Origin of the sequence: Reyranella soli (assembly GCF_007992495.1) — a bacterium.
Classification (GTDB): Bacteria; Pseudomonadota; Alphaproteobacteria; order Reyranellales; family Reyranellaceae; genus Reyranella; species Reyranella soli.
On sequence record NZ_BKAJ01000065.1, the window covers coordinates 1 to 18237 of the forward strand.

At 66.6% G+C, this 18237-nt stretch carries 15 protein-coding genes; 6 read left to right on the forward strand and 9 right to left on the reverse strand.

What is annotated here, in order from left to right; translation table 11 throughout:
- Positions 1 to 123: 123 nt before the first annotated feature.
- Positions 124 to 1563: an amidase gene (locus RSO01_RS17595; RefSeq protein WP_147150427.1), complete on the reverse strand. Its 1440-nt coding sequence runs from the start codon at positions 1561 to 1563 to the stop codon at positions 124 to 126.
- Between the two features lie 81 nt (positions 1564 to 1644).
- Between RSO01_RS17595 and RSO01_RS17600 the strand changes: the two genes are divergently transcribed.
- Together RSO01_RS17600 and RSO01_RS17605 are read left to right on the forward strand one after the other, a co-directional pair.
- On the forward strand, positions 1645 to 2496 hold the full coding sequence (locus tag RSO01_RS17600) for an SDR family oxidoreductase (RefSeq protein WP_147150428.1): 852 nt from the start codon (positions 1645 to 1647) through the stop codon (positions 2494 to 2496).
- Positions 2497 to 2500: 4 nt separating this feature from the next.
- The gene (locus RSO01_RS17605; protein WP_170303149.1) at positions 2501 to 3220 is read left to right on the forward strand and encodes an alpha/beta fold hydrolase; all 720 of its coding nucleotides are present in this window, start codon (positions 2501 to 2503) and stop codon (positions 3218 to 3220) included.
- A 42-nt stretch (positions 3221 to 3262) separates the two neighbouring features.
- Here the strand turns inward: RSO01_RS17605 and RSO01_RS17610 are convergent, their stop codons facing one another.
- The 4 genes from RSO01_RS17610 to RSO01_RS17625 all read right to left on the reverse strand — a co-directional run bounded on the left by RSO01_RS17610 (position 3263) and on the right by RSO01_RS17625 (position 6096).
- Positions 3263 to 3688 (reverse strand): GFA family protein, encoded by a 426-nt coding sequence (locus RSO01_RS17610; protein ID WP_147150430.1) that lies wholly within the window; start codon positions 3686 to 3688, stop codon positions 3263 to 3265.
- 52 nt (positions 3689 to 3740) lie between these two features.
- Entirely contained in the window at positions 3741 to 4595 is an 855-nt protein-coding gene (locus RSO01_RS17615) for a CmcJ/NvfI family oxidoreductase (protein WP_147150431.1), read from the reverse strand.
- A 79-nt stretch (positions 4596 to 4674) separates the two neighbouring features.
- On the reverse strand, positions 4675 to 4920 hold the full coding sequence (locus tag RSO01_RS17620) for a cupin domain-containing protein (protein WP_218037374.1): 246 nt from the start codon (positions 4918 to 4920) through the stop codon (positions 4675 to 4677).
- Positions 4921 to 6096, reverse strand: coding sequence for an iron-containing alcohol dehydrogenase (locus RSO01_RS17625; RefSeq protein WP_170303150.1), 1176 nt, complete (start codon positions 6094 to 6096; stop codon positions 4921 to 4923).
- A gap of 123 nt (positions 6097 to 6219) precedes the next feature.
- On the opposite strand from RSO01_RS17625, the gene RSO01_RS17630 reads away from it, so the two are divergent.
- Entirely contained in the window at positions 6220 to 7434 is a 1215-nt protein-coding gene (locus RSO01_RS17630; protein ID WP_246158526.1) for a CaiB/BaiF CoA transferase family protein, read from the forward strand.
- Between the two features lie 2 nt (positions 7435 to 7436).
- On the forward strand, positions 7437 to 8291 hold the full coding sequence (locus tag RSO01_RS17635; RefSeq protein WP_147150434.1) for an SDR family oxidoreductase: 855 nt from the start codon (positions 7437 to 7439) through the stop codon (positions 8289 to 8291).
- Positions 8292 to 8302: 11 nt separating this feature from the next.
- On the opposite strand, the gene RSO01_RS17640 is transcribed toward RSO01_RS17635, so the two are convergent.
- The 3 genes from RSO01_RS17640 to RSO01_RS17650 form a co-directional block, all read right to left on the reverse strand.
- Positions 8303 to 9385, reverse strand: a complete 1083-nt coding sequence (locus RSO01_RS17640) for an AI-2E family transporter (protein WP_147150435.1) — start codon at positions 9383 to 9385, stop codon at positions 8303 to 8305.
- A gap of 287 nt (positions 9386 to 9672) precedes the next feature.
- Positions 9673 to 10854, reverse strand: a complete 1182-nt coding sequence (locus tag RSO01_RS17645; protein WP_147150436.1) for an efflux RND transporter periplasmic adaptor subunit — start codon at positions 10852 to 10854, stop codon at positions 9673 to 9675.
- Positions 10844 to 14029 carry an efflux RND transporter permease subunit gene (locus RSO01_RS17650; RefSeq protein ID WP_147150437.1) on the reverse strand — a complete coding sequence of 1062 codons (3186 nt, stop codon included), beginning with the start codon at positions 14027 to 14029 and terminating at the stop codon, positions 10844 to 10846. The genes RSO01_RS17645 and RSO01_RS17650 overlap by 11 nt, the downstream gene beginning before the upstream one ends.
- Positions 14030 to 14201: 172 nt before the next feature.
- On the opposite strand from RSO01_RS17650, the gene RSO01_RS17655 reads away from it, so the two are divergent.
- Entirely contained in the window at positions 14202 to 15800 is a 1599-nt protein-coding gene (locus RSO01_RS17655; protein ID WP_147150438.1) for a GMC family oxidoreductase, read from the forward strand.
- 228 nt (positions 15801 to 16028) lie between these two features.
- Positions 16029 to 16907 (forward strand): FkbM family methyltransferase, encoded by an 879-nt coding sequence (locus tag RSO01_RS17660; RefSeq protein WP_147150439.1) that lies wholly within the window; start codon positions 16029 to 16031, stop codon positions 16905 to 16907.
- On the opposite strand, the gene RSO01_RS17665 is transcribed toward RSO01_RS17660, so the two are convergent.
- The gene (locus tag RSO01_RS17665) at positions 16837 to 18096 is read right to left on the reverse strand and encodes a glycosyltransferase (protein ID WP_147150440.1); all 1260 of its coding nucleotides are present in this window, start codon (positions 18094 to 18096) and stop codon (positions 16837 to 16839) included. The two genes, RSO01_RS17660 and RSO01_RS17665, sit on opposite strands and share 71 nt — an antisense overlap.
- Positions 18097 to 18237: the final 141 nt, after the last annotated feature.

Consider the following 18237-nt stretch of genomic DNA (forward strand, 5'->3'; position numbering starts at 1 on the left):
CGGCCCGGCCTGCAAAAAATAGTAGAAAATGCAGAAATTCACGAGTGAGGCGCCGCCAGTGCATGCACTGCGCATGCCGGCGCACATACGGTACCTTGCCGTCAAAACCACTGTGACGGAACACTAATCCCTGTAATTCGGCGGCACGGGACAAAGCGGCAGGAGCTTCTCCAGCGCCTTGGCGACGCCGAGCAGGCGTGCGTCGCCCCAGCGCTTGCCGGTGAGCTGCAGGCCGATCGGCAGGCCCTCCTTGGAGAAGCCGCAGGGCAGCACGATCGACGGCTGGCCTGTCAGGTTGGCGAGAAAGTTGTAGGCGGTGCCGGCGAAGAAATAGGGATGCGGCGTGCCGTCGACCACCAGCGGCTCGCTCTGCTTCTGCCGGATGAAGGCAGCATCGGGCATCACCGGCATCAGCCAGGCGTCGTAGTCGTCGAGGAAGGCCTCGCATTGCCGCACGATCCCGTCGCGGCGGTCGAGCACGGCCAGGAACTCGGCGATGTCGAGCCGCGCCGTGCGGCCGACGGAGCGCGCGCTCGGATCCGACGCCGTCTCCATGCCGAAGGTGCGCTCACGCTCAGCCAACGGCTGCAGCGCGCGGACCTGGTACTGAAAGAGATCACACCAGTCGTCCCAGGCTTGGCGCCAATCGATGTCCGGCGCGGCGCGCTTCACCTTGGCGCCTGCCTTGGTCAGCAAGCGCGCGGTCTGCTGCACCACCGCTGCGGTATCGGCCGAGACCGTCACCAAGGGATTGCTCTCGAGCACGGCGATGCGCAGCCCCTTGGGGGTCGTGGCCGGCGCCGGTCCCAGCGGCACTGGCGGCGCTTCGGCCTCGTGGCCATCGGGGCCGGCGATGATGCGCAGCGCCATCTCGAGATCCTCGACCGAGCGCGCCAGGGGACCGAACACGCCCATCCACCGGACGGTGCGCGTCTGGCCGGGCAGGCCCGGCACATGGCCGCGGCCCGGCACGCGCCACTCCGTCGGCTTCAGCGAGAAGATGCCGTTGTAGTGCGCGGGATTGCGAACGGAGCCGCCGATGTCGCTGCCCAGCTCGAGCGGCGACAGGCGTGCCGCGACGGCAACGGCGCCGCCGCCGGTCGAGCCACCGGCCGTGCGACGGTCGTCCCAGGCGTTCTTCGACGTGCCGAACAGCGGGCTGTCGGTCTGAAAGTCGGCGCACAGCTCGGGCACATTGGTCTTGCCCAGGATCACCGCTCCCGCCGCGCGCAGGCGGGCGACCAGGCTCGCATCCTCGGCCGCGACATTGTCCTTGAGCGGCGGGTGGCTGGACGTCGTGTGCAGCCCCGCGACGTCGAACGCTTCCTTGATGGTGATGGGCACGCCGTGCAAGGGGCCGAGCGGCTTCTTTCTAGCCTGTGCACGATCGGCGGCGCGCGCTGCCTTGAGCGCGCCGTCGCGGTCGACCACCACCAGGGCGTTGATCGGGCCGTTCAGCCGGTCGATGCGCTCCAGATGCGCCTGCGTCGCATCCACGGAGCTCAGGCGGCCGTTTCGTATGGCGCGGGCAAGCCGTGTCGCCGTCTCAAAGCACGGATTCATGCATGTCCCCCTTGCAGGTCTCAAAGACTAGCCGCCCCTCCCGCACCCGGCTATAGAGCCCGAGGTATTCTCGGGGGCGTCATGAGTTTGGCTCGCAAAACCTTGTTCGTGACCGGCGCCAGCCGGGGCATCGGACTTGCCATCGCGCTCGCCGCCGCGCGCGACGGCGCCAACGTCGCCATTGCTGCCAAGACGGTGAAGCCAGATCCCAGATTGCCCGGCACCATCTTCACCGCTGCCGAGGAGGTCGAGAAGGCGGGCGGCAAGGCGCTGCCGCTGGCTTGCGACATCCGCGACGAGCAGAGCGTGGAGAAGTCGGTGGCCGAGACCGTGGCCAGATTCGGAGGCATCGACATCCTGATCAACAATGCCAGCGCCATCAGCCTCACCGGCACGCTGGCGACGCAGATGAAGCGCTACGACCTGATGCACCAGATCAACTCGCGCGGCACCTACATGGTCTCGCAGAAGTGCATCCCGCATCTGTTGAAGGCCGAGAACCCGCACGTCCTCAATCTCTCACCGCCGCTCGACTTCGACGTGAAGTGGTTCGCCAACCATTCGGCCTACACCCTCGCCAAGTTCAGCATGTCGGTCTACGCCTGGGCGATGGCCGAGGAGTTCAAGGGCAGGATCGCCTTCAACTGCCTGTGGCCGCGCACCGGCATCGCGACGGCGGCGATCCAGAACATCCTGGGCGGCGAGGACGGCATGAAGCGCTGCCGCAAGCCCGAGATCATGGCCGACGCGGCCTATGTGATCCTCAACAAGCCGGCGAAGACCTGCACCGGCAACTTCTTCATCGACGACGAGGTCCTGGCCGCCGAGGGCGTCACCAACTTCGACAAATACGCCGTCTCGCCCGGCACGCCGCTGATGCCCGACTTCTTCGTGCCCGCCGAAGGCGCGCGCACGGTCGTCGGTCGGACGTAGGATCGTGGCGACGTTCCTCCTCATCCACGGCGCCTGCACCGGCGGCTGGATCTGGGAAAAGATGGTGCCGCTCCTGCAGGCCAACGGCCACAAGGTCTGCGCCCCCGACATGCCGGGCATGGGCAAGGACGACACGCCGCCCGCCAACGTCACCCTCGCCGACAACGTCGAGAAGGTCTCGCGCCTGCTCGACAAGATGGAGGAGCAGGTCGTGCTGGTCGGCCATTCGCTGGGCGGCATCACCATCAGTGCGGTCGCCGAGGCGCGGCGGCGCAAGCTCAAGGCGCTGGTCTATCTCTGCGCGCTGCTGCCGACCTCGGGCAAAACCGGCAGGGACATGACCTCGCTCGAGCCCGACACGATGTTCCGGCTGTCGCGTCAGGTCAGCCCCGACGGCCTCACCTATACCTTCTCGCGCGACAAGCTGCCGACGCTGTTCTACGCCGACGTCTCGCCGGAGGACCGCTACACGGCGATGGAGCGGCTGAGGCCGCAGCCGATCTCGATCTCGACCACGCCGGTGACGCTGACCGAGGACCGCTTCGGCTCGGTGCCGCGCTGGTACATCGAGTGCACGCACGACAATGCCGTGCGCATCAAGCTGCAGCGCCTGATGGTGAAGATGACGCCGTCCAAGGTCATCACCATGGAATGCGGTCACTCGCCCTTCTTCAGCAACGCCGAGGAACTGGCCGAGCACCTCGAGGCGATTGCCAGGTCCTAGGGCGTGAACTCATGAAGCGGAAATGACCGCTGACAGGGATAGTTAGTCGGCCGGGATGAAGCGGAGTGTCCCTGCTCGACGCGTTGGCCTGCCGGTGTCGTTCGTGTGATTGACGCCATCCATGACAGGCACCTCAGAGAAATCGAATGGGCTTACCCCGTCCAGGCAAGCCACGTTTACGGCATACAGATTCTGGTTAGATCGTCGTTGATGATGTGTGTATATCCCGCAGCGAGAACAGAAGAAGTGCTGCACTGATCCGGTATGGAAGCGATAGCTTGTCAACGCATCCTCGCCCTGCAGGACCTTGATCCCACCCATTTCTGCCATGACGACGACGGCGCCCCGCATCCGGCAGTAAGAGCAGGTGCAGCGGCGGATCGAATCTAAGCCGTCGCTGAGCGTCGCCTCGAAACGCACCGCACCGCAATGGCACTGGCCAGCCCGAACGTTCGTGTCGCCCAACATGTTGCCTGTGTCTCCCGTTCAGACCACTTCTATGCCCGCTATCCGGCGGGGCTCAGTCGAAGAAGGCGAATGTCCGGGTCTCGATGCTCTCGCGTGGCCTGGGATTGGCCGGCGACGTCGGATCGTCGAACGCCGAGTGCAGCGAGAAGCGGGCGCGGCCGTCCTTCATCGAATCGTAGCACTTGATCAGCACGGCCTCCTCGCGCGTCATGCGCGGGAAGTAGTACCAGCGGTGGTCGGCGTTGTGGACGCCGATATAGATCTCGCCGGTACGATCGGCATAGACCAGGTCGCAGACTGCGAGGTCGCGCGGCGCGATGCTCTCGGAATCGACGAAGCCCAGCGGCGACATCTCGACCGGATCGTGGCTGATGTTGCGCCAGACGTTGATCTCGACGAAGCGCTTCTTCAGCCGCGCCTCGGCCTCGTCCGGCGGCAGCAGGTCGCGCACGCGCTGCGGGCCCGATTTCTCGGTGTAGTCGTTGTGCACGGAGCGCACCGGCGCGCGATGGCCACGCTCGACACCGCGATCGGCGGCGCGGATGGTGTGGTCGAACACCACGACTTTCGAAGCTCCTGTCTCGCGCTTGATCAGCGCCTCGACCTCGGGCTCCCACACGCGCTTGATCTCATCCTTGTCATAGAAGTCGCGCACCTTCGTCTCGTGCGGCGTCAGGATGAAGGCCTGACGGTCGAGCGACAGCCCTTTCACGAGCCGCGCGTTCTGGATGCGCACCTTGAAGTCGCGATAGTTGCCCTCGCGCCGTGCCACGCCTGTGCCGATCGGCGGATTGTAGGTCACCGGCTTGATGCTGAGGTCGGCGAGATAGGGCACGTTGGCCTCGACCCAGGCGGCAAGCGGCGGGACGGCGGCGGCGGTCGACGGAGCGGTGTGGACAGACGGCATGATGGGTCCTCGTCCCTGGAAGGTCGGGTGGGACCTTACGCCTTTCGAGTGTTCCGCCTCATGAAAAGACTTCATGCGCTCAACGGTAAAGCTTGTCGATCAGCGCCGCTCCCAACCCGACCTTCTCGTAGTGGGCCTTGTACAGCGCGATGTACTGATGAACGTCGAAGTAGTCGTCAGGCTCCCCTTTGTCGTTCAGCCAGACCAGCGGCCCTTTGACGATGAAAAAGACCCTCATCGGATCGGGATGGTCGTGGGCCACCAGCGTGTGGGCTTCGCCCGGCGACTCGTAGATGAGGTCGCCGGCGGTCGCGACCCAGTCCAATCAGGCGGCCAGCTCGAGAATTTCCATCACCTGGTCTGGTCCCTGGATGGGCCGCGGATTGTTGAGCACGGCACGGTCGTGCATCGACTTCTCGGCGATCTCGCGGAAGCGATCCTTGCCGACGCCGACGTCGGCCAACCGTCCAGGCAGGCCGAGCGACTTCACCAGGCCTGCCACAAGATCGGCGGCCGGAACGTCGGGCTTGCCGAAGGCGTCGCTCACCCGGCTCTGGCGTTCGGCGTTGGCCGGCAGATTCCAGCGCAGCACCGAGGGCAGCATCACGCACGAGGTGTGGCCGTGCGGCACGTGGCAGGCGGCGCCCAGCACATGGCCGATGCCGTGGCTCGCACCAGTTCCGACGCCCGAAGTGCCGGCGCCGATCGACAGCCACATGCCGAACTGAAGGTCGAGCCGCGTCGGCATGTCGTCGGGCTTGGTCGCATGGGCGGGCAATGCCTTAGTCAAGAGCCGCAGCGCTTCGGTCGCCGTGCCCAATACGAAGGGATGCGCCTGCTGCGAGCACAGCCGCTCGACCGCATGGTCGACCGCCTTGATCCCTGTCGACAGCATCAGGTCCATCGGCGTGGCGAGCGTCGCCGCCGGATCGAGCACGATGACGCGCGGCACGATCAGGCGATGGCCGAAGCTCTCCTTGATGCCGTGTCGCGGGTCGCTGATGCCGGCGAAAGGATTGAACTCGGCCGCCGACAGCGTGGTCGGCACAGCGATCATGCGGACGGCATCGGCCGATGGCCTGATCGCCTCCGACGGCGGGGCGTGTCCCTCCTTCGGCCGGCCGGCGCGATAGAGGTCGAGTGCGTCGATCGTCATCGCGCCCTGCCACAGCGCGATCAGCATCACCTTGGTGGCGTCGATCACCGAGCCGCCGCCCACGGCGACGATCAGGTCGGCGCCGATCTCGCGGGCCAGCTTGGCGCCCTCGATGACGCAAGGCCGCGGCGAATGGGCGGTGATGCCGGAATAGACGCCGGCATAGCGGTCGCCGAGATCGCGGATGACGTCGGACAGCAACGCGCTCTGCGCCACCGACTTCGAGGTCGTGACGAAGACGCGCCTGGCGCCCAGGCGTTCGGCTTCGGCGCGCAGGGCGGGTCCTGCCGGCTTGCCGTAGACGACGCGTTCGATGTCCTGATGGCCGTGAATTCCGCTGAGCATGGGCAGCCTTTCATGCGGGAGCGCGGGCCTCCGGCCCGCATCATGAATCATGAGCGGGCCGGAGGCCCGCGCTCCCATGACCGTATCGACGTCACGGCCCATGGTCTATAACCGCCGCTCTTCATGGAACCCGAGGAGTGGAACGAGATGCCGGGGGCGTTGGAAGGCCTGAAAGTCGTCGATCTCTCGCGTGTGCTGGGTGGGCCGTACTGCGCCCAGATGCTGGCCGATCACGGCGCCGAGGTGATCAAGATCGAGCCGCCGCAGGGCGACGAGACCCGGCTGTGGGGCCCTCCGTTCGACCAGGAAGGCATCTCGGCCTACTTCGCCGGCATCAACCGCAACAAGCGCACTGTGGCGCTCGACCTGTCGAAGAAGGAAGGCCGCGAGGTCCTGGAAAAGCTGCTCGAGACGGCCGACGTGCTGATCGAGAATTTCAAGACCGGCACCATGGAGAAATGGGGCATCGGCTACGAGACCCTGTCGCAGAAGTTCCCGCGCCTGATCCATGCCCGCGTCTCGGGCTTCGGCGCCGACGGCCCGCTGGGCGGCTTCCCGGGCTACGACGCCATGGTGCAGGCCTCGGCCGGCCTGGTCTCGGTCAACGGTGCGCCCGAGGCGGGACCGGTGCGCATCGGCGTGCCGGTGGTCGATCTCTCGACCGGCATGAATGCCTGCATGGGCATCCTGATGGCGATGTATGAGCGCAATCGCTCGGGCAAGGGCCAGTTCGTCGACGCCACGCTCTACGACAGCGCCGTGGCGCTGCATCAGCCGCATGCGCCGAACTACTTCATGGCCGGACTGAAACCCAAGCTCTACGGCAACAGCCACGGCAATCTCGCGCCCTACGCCAACTTCCCGACCAAGGGCCGCAACATCGTGATCGGCGCCGGCAATGACGGGCAGTTCCGCAAGCTGACGCAGATGCTGGGCAAGCCCGAACTGGCCGACGATCCGCGCTTCAAGACCAACAAGGACCGCGTCGCCCATCGCGATGAGCTCGAGGCCGAGCTTCGGGCGCTCACCAAGGATCGCAACGGCGAGGCATTCGCCAACGAGCTGATGCAGAACGGCGTGCCCTCCGGCGCGGTGATGGAAGTGCCCGACGTCATGGAGCATCCGCACACCAAGCACCGCAACATGGTCTGGGAGAAGGACGGCTGGCGCAACGTCGGCAACCCGGTGAAGCTGTCGCGCACGCCCGCGGCCGCGCGCAGCAAGCCCAGGACGTTCGGCGCCGACACGCGCAAGGTGCTGGGCGAAGTGGGCTACAGCGCAACCGAGATCGACAAGCTGCTGGCCACGGGCGTGGCCTTCACCGAGATCCGGAAGTAGCGATGTTCCAGCCCGACCTGCTCAAGGACAAGCGCATCCTGGTGACCGGCGGCGGCACCGGTCTCGGGCGCTCGATGGCGCACCGCTATCTCGAGCTCGGCGCCAACGTCGTGATCTGCGGCCGGCGCGAGGATGTGCTGAAGCAGACGGCCGAGGAGCTGGCCAAGGAGACCGGCGGCGAGATCGAGACCGTAGGCTGCGACGTGCGCGTGCCCGATGCGGTCGAGGCCATGATGGACACGATCTGGGCCAAGCGTCCGCTCGACATCCTGGTCAACAACGCGGCCGGGCAGATCCTGGCGCAGACCCACAAGATGTCGACGCGCGCCATCGATGCGGTGCTGGGCATCGTGCTGCACGGCTCGGCCTACTGCACCGTCGCGGCGGGCCGGCGCTGGATCGACCAGGGGCTGCGCGATCGCGTGGTGATGTCGATCCTCACCGTGTCGTCGCTGACGGGCGCGCCCTTCACCGTGCCGTCGGCCATGGCGAAGGCCGGCGTCTTGGCCATGACCAAGAGCCTCGCCGTCGAATGGGGACCCAAGGGCATCCGCACCTGCGCGATCGTGCCCGGCCCCTTCCCGACCGAGGGCGCGTGGAGCCGCCTGATGCCCAAGGAACGCGGCGGCAACGAAGCGCTGGTCAAGACCATCCCGCTGCGCCGCGTCGGCGAGCACGAGGAACTGGCCAACCTCGCGGCTTTCCTGGTGAGCGACGGTGCCGCCTTCATCAACGGCGACGCCGTCGTGATCGACGGCGGCAAGATGCTGCAATCGGGCGGCGGCGGCGCGAATACGCAGGCGATGATCGACTGGACCGACGAGCAGTGGGAAGCGATCCGGCCGAAGCGCAAGTAGCTCTTGCCGGACTACGCCTTCTTCTCCTCGTGCGGCCCCGCGGCCATCCAGGTCGTCAGCAGGTCGTAGAACACGGCCAGCACGACCGGGCCGACGAACAGGCCGATCAGGCCGCCTGCCAACGTTCCGCAGATCACGCCGGCCAGGATCACGGGCATCGGCGTCTGCAGGCCGCGCGCCATCAGGATCGGCCGCAGCACATTGTCGAGCAGCAGCAAGGGCGCGGTGTAGACGGTGAAGATCGCCGCCGTCAGGAGGGGCATGGTGAACCAGGCCCAGATGATGACCGGGACCATGACGATGTTGGGCCCGACCTGGACGATCGCCAGCACCAGGCAGACGAAGGTGAGCGCACCCGCGAACGGCACGCCAGCAACCAGCATGCCGAGTCCCAGCAAGGCCGCCTGCAACAGCGCCACGCCGATCACGCCCTGAGAGACGTTGCGGATGGTCGAGCCCGCGATCTCGACGAAATGGCGGCCGCGCGCGTCGGCAATGCGCCCGGCGAGGCCGGTCACGGTGACGCTCAACCGGTCCGAATAGGCAAGCAGGACGCCGGCGATGATGATCGCCGCCGCGAACTGCAGCACCTCGAAGGCGACACCGGCGGCGATGCTGCCGACGAAGCGGCCGAACGAGGTGATCTGCGTGACATGGGCGGTAAGAAAAGAGCGCGAATCGTTGGCGGCTGCCAGCCAGAAGTCGTGCAGCCGTTCACCGACCAATGGCCAGCTGCGCACCGATACAGGTGGAGCCGGCAGGACACGGTTGCCCTCCAGCACCATGTGGCCGTAGGCCTCGAGCGTCTCGATCGCCGACGTCGACAGCAGGATGACGGGCGTCACCAGCAACACCAGCAGCAGGATCGACAGCAGGGTCGCAGCGAGCCACGGCCGCATGCCGGCGCGGCGGCGCAGCAGGGCATAGAGCGGAAAGACGGCGACCGCGAGGATCACCGACCACAGCAGCAGCGGCGCCACGGGCCGCAACAGCAGCAGGCTGACATAGACGACGCCCGCGATCAGTGCGAGGCGCACCGCCATGTCGATGGTGAACCGCGACAACTCGAGCCTGCCTTTTTCCGTGTCGATCATCGCCGTCTCCCCGCTTATCCAGGAGCTAGGTCAGACTCCCTGTCTTGATTGTCTACCGAACAGGGCCTTACGCTCCAGCACTACGCAGCGGGGGAAGCGAGGGGCGCATGACTCCACCCGACAGTCGTGGGTGACGCGGCACCGGAATTCCGCGACCAGACTAAGTCGACCTCCCGATCTTACGGAGGGGACCATGTTCCAAACGAACCCCGCTCGCTGCCCGTGGGCGGGGTTCCTCTTTGGCGGGGTTCCTCTTTGGCGGGGTTCCTCTTTGGCTGGGTTGCGCTCTAGCGGGAAGCCGCCGCCGGCTTGGCCGGCGTGACCACGCGCACCGGATCGCCGTCGGCAAGGCCGTCGGGCGGGCTGTCGATGATACGATCGCCGGCCACGAGCCCGCTGGCGATCTCGACGACCTGGCCGAGGTCGCGGGCGATGGTGATCGGCTTCAACACGACCTTGCTGTTGGCATCGACTGTGGCGACGCGCAGCCCCTTCTGGTCGAAGATCAGCGCGCCGGCCGGGATGCTGAGCGCCTGCAGGTTGGCCGGCAATTCGATGCGGGTGTTGGCAAACGCCCCCGGCATCAGCTCGCCTGAGCTGTTGTCGACGACGATCTGCATCCGCGTGGTGCCGCTTTGGGCGTCGACCGCGCGTGACGACGCGTCGACCACGCCGCTGTAGGTCTTGCCGGGATACTCCGGGACGGTGATCTGCACCTTGGTGTTGATCCGGACCGCCGGCACGTAGTTCTGCGGCACGCTGACCGAGACCCGCAGCCTGGTGATGTCGGAGATCACGAACAGCGCCAGGCCAGCGCTGGAATCGGCGTTGATCAGCGCACCGATATCGGTGTTGCGTACCGTGACGATGCCGTCGAACGGCGCCGTCAGGCGCTTGAAGGAATACAGCACTTCCAGGCGATCGACGGCGGCCTGGGCCGCCTTGGTCAAGGCCTGCTTCACGGTGAGGTCGGCGGTCTTCTCGTCGACCGTCTGACGGGAAACGGTGTTGGCGCCGCCCAGCTGCTGCCAGCGGCCCGCCGTCACCGTCGCCAATGCCTCTGCCGCCTGCGCGCTGGCGAGCGCTGCCTTGGCCTGCAGGAGCTGCTGGTCGAGATCGGGCGCCTCGATCTCGGCCAGGAGCTGTCCTGCCTTCACGGAAGAGCCGATGTCGACGTGGTACGCCTTCAGGAAGCCGCCGACGCGGGCATAGATCGGCGCCCGGATGTAGGCCTCGAGCCGGCCCGGCAGGTCGAGCGTAGCCTGGTTGGCGCTGTTGGCCGGCTGCACGACGCTGACCACGGGAATGGCCTGGGCGTCGGTCCATTGCTTGAGCTTGGCCTCGCTGGCGTTGCGGTTCCACAAGCCGCTGGCCACGACCAGGACGACGACCAGCAGCCCGGCCAGGCCGGCGATGGCGAGGCCGCGCCGTGGCTTGCGGGGAGCGCCGGGTGGTGACTCAGGCGGCATGGGGAACTCCAGGGGCAGCAGCGGCCACGGTCTTGCCGTGGTGGCGGTGAACGACGCTGAACACGACCGGGACGAAGATGAGCGTGGCGACCGTTGCAAAGATCAGGCCGCCGATGACGGCGCGGCCGAGCGGCGCATTCTGCTCGCCGCCCTCGCCCAGGCCGAGCGCCATGGGCGCCATGCCGATGATCATGGCGAGCGCCGTCATGAGCACCGGCCGGAAGCGGACATAGCCCGCTTCGAGCGCCGCCTGGGTGGCGTCACCGAGCTCGGCCAGCCGCTCGCGCGCGAAGCTCACCACCAGCACGGAGTTGGCCGTGGCCACGCCCATGCACATGATCGCCCCGGTCAACGCCGGCACCGACAAGGTCGTGTACGTCGCAAACAGCATCCAGACGATGCCGGCGAGCGCCGCCGGCAGGGCCGTGATGATGACGAAGGGATCGCTCCACGACTGGAAGTTCACGACGATCAGCAGGTAGATCAGCACGATCGCACCCAGGAGGCCGAACAGCAGGCCGGAGAAGGCGCTCTCCATGGTCCTGACCTGGCCCTGTATCTTGACGGCGCGGATGCGCGGTGACTGCTGCGGGGCGAGTTCGGCGATGATCTTGCGCACGTCGGCAGCCACGGCGCCAAGGTCGCGATCCTGCACCGCGGCGTAGATCTGGACCATGCCCTGCAGGTCCTGCTGCGAGACCACGGCGTTGGCGGTGTCGCGCCGGACATCGGCGATGCCGCCCAGCACCTGGAGCTGGCTGGCGGCAGGGGCGGCGATCGGCAGGTTGGAGAGCGCCGACAGCGAATCCAGCCGGTACTGCGGTGTCTGCAGCACGATGCCGTAGGACACTCCATTGGCCGGATTGAGCCAGTAGGTCGGCGCGACCTGGCTCGAGCCCGCAAGGTTCACGACCAGCGAGTTGGTGACGTCGCGAGTGGTGAGGCCCACGTACTGGGCGCGCGTTCGGTCGATATCGACCGCAAACACCGGTGCGCCGCGCGACTGCTGGATGCGCGCATCGACCACGCCCGGCACCTGACGAATACGCGCCAGCAAGCGGTTGGCGTGCTCGAAGTTGGCCTTGAGGTCGGAGCCGCGGACCTGGACGTCGATCGGCGACGGCGCGCCGAAGTTCAGGATCTGGCTGATGATGTCGGCTGGCAGGAACGAGAAGGTGAAACCCGGGAAGCGCTCGGGCAGCTGCTCGCGCAGCACGCGCACATAGTCGGCGGTGGGGCCATGGTGCTCGGTGAGCTTGATCTGGATGTCGCCGTCCTGCGGCCCGATCGTGCCGGTGTTGTTGTAGGTCATGTTGATGCCGCTCACCGGCATGCCGACATTGTCGGCGATCGTCGCGATCTCCTGTGGCGGGATGATCTGGCGGATCGCCTTCTGGATCTGGGCGAACTGGTTGGCCGCCTCCTCGACGCGCGTACCGATCGGCGCACGGGCATGCATCAGGATCTGGCCGGAATCGACAGCCGGGAAGAAGTTCTGGCCGAGGAACGGCGCCAGCGCGAACGAGGACAGGACGAAGGCCATGAACCCCGTGATAAAGAGGCCCCGGCGAGCCAGCGCCATCGCCAGCAGGTCGCGGTAGACGGTGCGGAAACGCTCGAAGCGCACCTCGAAGCCGCGCTGAAAGAGCACCAGCGGATTGCGTGTCGGCGGCTTCTCGCCATGGGCATGGTCATGCGGCTTCAGGAGGTAGTTCGCCATGGTCGGCACCAGCGTGCGCGACAGGACGAACGAGCAGATCATGGCGAACATGACCGCTTCGGCCATCGGCACGAACAGGAAGCGGGCGACGCCCTCGAGGAAGAACATCGGCACGAACACGATGCAGATGCAGAGCAGCGATACGAAGGCCGGCGTCACGATCTGCCGCGCGCCGTCCATGATCGCGGTCTCGACGTCCTTGCCCTGCTCGAGATGCCAGTTGATGTTCTCGATGGTGACCGTGGCGTCGTCGACCAGGATGCCGACGGCGAGCGCCAGCCCGCCCAGGGTCATGATGTTCAGCGTCTCGCCGAACGCCGACAGCAGCGCGATCGAGCCCAGGATGGCCAGTGGAATCGAGGTGGCGATGATCACCGTCGAGCGCCAGCTGCCGAGGAACAGCAGGATCATCAGGCTGGTCAGCACGGCGGCGATGACGGCCTCGAACGCCACGCCGCCGATCGCGCCCTCCACGAACAGCGACTGGTCGCCCAGGATGGCGATCGAGACGTTGTCGGGCAGCGACTTGCGCAGCTCCTCGACGCGCTGCTTGATGCCGTCGATGATAGCGAGCGTCGACACCGAGCCGTTCTTCAGCACCTGCAGAAGCACCGAGCGACTGCCGTCGACATGCACGATGTTGGTCTGCGGCGGGTTGCCGTCGCGCACCTGCGCCACGTCGCGCAAGTAGACCATGGCGCCGTTGGCGGTGAAGACCGGCAGGTCGGCCAGCGCCTGGAAGTCGGCCGGCGCGTTGTTGAGCTGGATGGCGTATTCGTAACTGCCGATCTTCTGCGTGCCGACCGGCGTCAGCAGGTTCTGGGCGGCCAGCGCATTGGCGACGTCGTTGGCCGACAGGCCGCGCGCCTGCAGGGCACCGGGATCGAGGTCGATCTGGATCTGGCGGAACTTGCCGCCGAAGGGGAATGGGATGGCCGCCCCCGGCACGGTGACCAGCGGCGTGCGCACAGTGTTGATCGCGATGTCGAACACCGCCTGCTCCGACACGCCCTTGCCGGCCAGCGCCAGCTGGATGATCGGCACCGTCGAGGCGTTGTAGTTCAGGATCAGAGGCGGCGTGATGTTGGGCGGCATCTGCTTCAGCACGGTCTGCGAAATCGCCGTGACCTGCGCGTTGGCGGTGCGGATGTCGGTGCCCGGCTGGAAGAACACCTTCACGATGCCGATGCCGGTGTAGGACGTGCCCTCGATGTGCTCGATGTCGTTGACGGTGGTGGTGAGCGAGCGCTGGAAGTTCAGCATCACGCGGCCCGACATCTGGTCGGGCGGCAAGCCGGTGTACTGCCAGACGACGGCGATCACCGGGATGCGGATTTCGGGGAAGATGTCGGTCGGCGTCCGCATCGCGGAAAGCGGACCGACGATAAGGATCAGGAGCGCAAGAACAACGAACGTGTAGGGCCGCTTCAGGGCGACACGAACCAGAGCCAGCATGTGGCCTTACTTCCCCACTCTACAGGTGCCGCCCGACTCCCCAGCAACCGGCGGCGCGATCATCGGACCATGAGGCGTATCGCCTGTCGAGGCGATATTGCCCCAGCTTCGTGCATGGCTCAGGGTTAAGCTTGCATAGGCAATCACCGCTGCGTGAGGGGGAATTCGGGTCATGGCCGACTATGACTACATCATCGTGGGTGCGGGCTCGGCGGGCGGCGCCCTGGCAGCACGGCTGAGCGAGAGCCCGGCCAACAAGGTCCTGCTGCTGGAGGCCGGCGCGCGCAGCCACCCCTACTCCCGCATGCCCCTCTCGTTCGGCCTCCTGATCGAGCATCCGACGGCCAACTGGTGCTACCAGTCCGAACCGGAACCCAACACGGCCAACCGAACGATCCCGGTACCGCGTGGAAAACTTCTGGGCGGCTCGAGCTCGATCAACGGGCTGGTCTGGGTGCGCGGCCAGCCGCTCGACTTCGATACCTGGGCGCAGATGGGCTGTCGCGGCTGGAGCTGGCGCGACGTGGCGCCGGTCTTCACACGCATCGAGAACTTCGTCGACGGCGACGGCAGCAACGGTCGCGGCACGGCGGGCCCGCTCAAGGTCTCGACGGTGCCCGACCAGAACCCGCTCTACGACGCGCTGTTCGCCGCTTCCAAGGCTGCGGGCTTCAAGCTCAACCCCGACTACAACAGCGAGGACCAGGAAGGCGTCGTCAAGACCCAGACCTCGATCTACAAAGGCCGGCGCATGAGCGTCGCCCATTGCTACATCGAACCAGCGATGAAGCGCTCCTCCAACCTCCATGTCGTCACCGACGCCTTTACTTTGCGCCTGCTGCTCGAGGGCAAGCGCTGCGTCGGCGTCGAGTACGAGAAGGACGGCAAGGTGGTGCAGGCCAAGGCGCGCGAGACCATCCTGTCGGCGGGCGGCGTCGCCAGCCCGCAGATCCTCGAACTGTCGGGCATCGGCCAGCCCGAACTGCTGAAGAAGCACGGCATCGAGGTGAAGCACGAGCTGAAGGCGGTGGGCGAGAATTTCCGCGACCACATCAACGCCCGCATCATCTGGAAGGTGAAAGATCCGCGCGTCTCCTACAACCACATGGCCCGCGGCATCGGCGCCATGACGCAGATGATGAAGTACCTGGCGACCGGCGGCGGCTTCATGAGCCTGCCCTCGGCGCCGTTGCTCGCCTTCCTCAAGACGCGGCCCGAGCTCGAAACGCCCGACGTGCAGATGCACCTCGTGCCCTACTCCATCAAGGACCCCAAGACACGCAAGCTGCAGGACTTCCCGTCGATGACGATCGCCTGCTACCAGCTGCGGCCCGAGAGCCTGGGCACGATCCATATCCGGTCACCCGATCCCAAGGCGCAGCCCGCGATCCGCTTCAACTTCCTGGCCGATCCGATCGACCAGGCGGCGATGGTCGGCGGCTTCCGCATGATGCGGAAGATCGTCGATGCGGCGCCGATGGACGCCTATCGCGGCGAGGAGTTCTCGCCTGGGTCCTCGGTGCAGACCGACGAGCAGATCCTGACCTGGATCCGCAACAACTCGCAGACCGCCTATCACCCGATCGGCACCTGCCGCATGGGCCCGGCCGGCCCGACGACGGTGGTCGACGACAAGCTGAAGGTGCACGGGCTGGAGGGACTGCGCGTGGCCGACGCCTCGATCTTCCCGACCATGCCCTCGGGCAACACCAATGCGCCGTCGATCATGGTGGGCGAGAAGATGGCGGATATCCTGAAGGCGGCGGCTTAGGTCCTCTTGCCGGACCGCGGGCCTCCAGGCCCGCTCATGGTCTTCTAGACCACGAGCCTCCGGCTCGCTCATGAATCTTGAGCGCGCAGGATGCGCGCGGTCCGGAAGACCATGAGCATGAGCGGGCCTGGAGGCCTGCGGTCCGGCGAGAATATCACCGCCTGATCACTCCCCGATGGCGCACCCCCCTCCTACGTTCAAGTCCCGACCGCGACGTGAGGGACGATCATGAGCATGACCGCCAGGGCTGAAGGGTCGACAACGGGTGGGCGCACCGGCGGTGGAGTCTACAGGGAGGCACGGCAGGCGTTGCGGTCGCTCTGCCCGCAGGCGTTGCTCAACTGGCGCGAGGCGCGCTTCTACGGCCGCTACGGCGAAGTCGAGCTGCACCTGCTGGAATTCCTGTGCCGGCCCGATCGGGACGCCATCGATGTCGGCGCCAACGACGGCAGCTACGTCCACTATCTGCGCCGCCATGCCCGCCGCGTGATCGCCTTCGAACCCATGCCCAGTCTGGCCGACGCACTGCGCGCCAAGTTCCGGACCGGCGTCGACATCCAATCCATCGCCTTGTCCGACCGCGCCGGCACCGTCGAGCTGCACATGCCGGTGGTCGACGGCGTCACGGTGACAGGCTGCTCGACCGTCTCGCCGACCGCCTCCGCCACCTATCCTGACCACCGCGCCATTGAAGTCCCGATGGCCACGCTCGACGGCGTCTATGAAGGCAATGTCGGCTTCATCAAGATCGACGTCGAAGGCCACGAGCAGGCCGTGCTCGACGGCGCGATACAGACCATCCGCCGCTGCCGGCCACGGCTCCTGGTCGAGGTCGACGAGCGACTGTCGCCGGGCGGACTCGTGCGCGCCAAGGCCTATTTCAGGGACCTCGACTATCGCGGCTACTTCGTCCAGGCCGGCCACATCGAGCCGATCGGCCTGTTCTCCGCCGCCGCGCTGCAGAACCCGGACAATCTGCCCGACCTCACGGCGCCGCTGCAACAGCGCCAGCGCTTCGGCCGCTATATCTACAATTTCATCTTCCTGCCGCGAGATGAGCCGATCGAGACTCTGCGGCAAATGTCGAAACGTCTTTCCGAGCTGTAGGAGACGACCGCTCGACCTTGCGGATGTGCTGCAACAGATGGTGGCCGATCCGTTGCCAGTCGAAGCGATCAGCGCAGGCGTCATAGGCCGCGGTCTGCCACGCATTCAGCCGCGGGAAGTCGTCTATGAGCTCGACCACTCCCTCGGCCAGGGCGGCGTGGCTGTCGTACAGCCCGATGCTCGCGCCCTCCTGTAGCGGCATGCCCGGCAAGGCAATGCGCATGGAGAGAATCGGCAGGCGGTTGAACACATAGTCCAGCCCCTTGAGCTTGAAGCCGCCCAAGAGGTCGGGCACCAGCGCAAGCCGCGCCTGGCGCATGTAGGACCGGACGTCGTCGACCCGGCCGACGAAATCGACGCTGGGAAAACGCCGCCGCAGGCTCTCGAGATAGGCAGGTTCCGCCTCACCCACGACCTGCAGACCGATGCCCTCGCGGGCCAGCATGGCCGTGGCGGCAGCGAGGAACGCTTCCACCGCCGCCCGCTTGGGCGGCCAATCGAGGCTGCTGACCAGGATGGCCCGACGCGGCACGCCGTCGTCGATCGTGCGGGCCTCGGCCCGGGGCCCGCTGAAGCCGGGAGGCAGGAAGACGATGGAGCGCCCCTTGGCATCGGCGGCGAACCGGCGGCAGTCGTCGGGCGTGTTCGACGTCACCAGGTCGGCCGCGGCGACCAGCCGGCGCTCCAGCCGCCTGACCTTGAGATAGTCGACCGCCTTCACCAGGCGGCGCCGCCCGCGGGCCTCCTTGGCGATGCGCCGCCCGACCGTCCGCTCATGATTGTGGGCGATGTAGACAACGCGCGGCGGCCGCAGGCTCTGCCGGCAATGACGCATCACGGTGCGCAGCGCCCAACCGCTGCAGATGCTGTCGAAGACGATCGTGTCCCACGGCCGCTCCGCCAGCGCCTGGTCGAGCAGCCGCCGCATGTTCGGGGCATTGCCGCGATGGGCGACGATGGGCATGGGCGACAGCAGCCGCCGCCATGCCGGCTGGACTTGCTCGTCGGTCAGCCGCCAGTCGATGCTCAGGAGCTTGGCTACCGACCGCGGGTTCTCGCGCCGTGCCAGGCCAATCACGCGCAAGGTGGCGCCGGCATCACGCGCTGCCTCGATCAAACCTTTGGAATAGATGAGCTGGCCGTTGGTGGCCGGGTCCGGATCGGCAAGCGTCAACCACAGGCACTGCATGGCGTCTCCTCGGCCAAAACGATGTCCAGCGGCCTTCGGCGACGCCAGTGATCAAGCTGTGTCGACGCAACCGACGTTCGCATCTGCAGCGATCTTTCGACCTTCGATTTAACGACTGTTGCCGATGCAACACACTGTCCC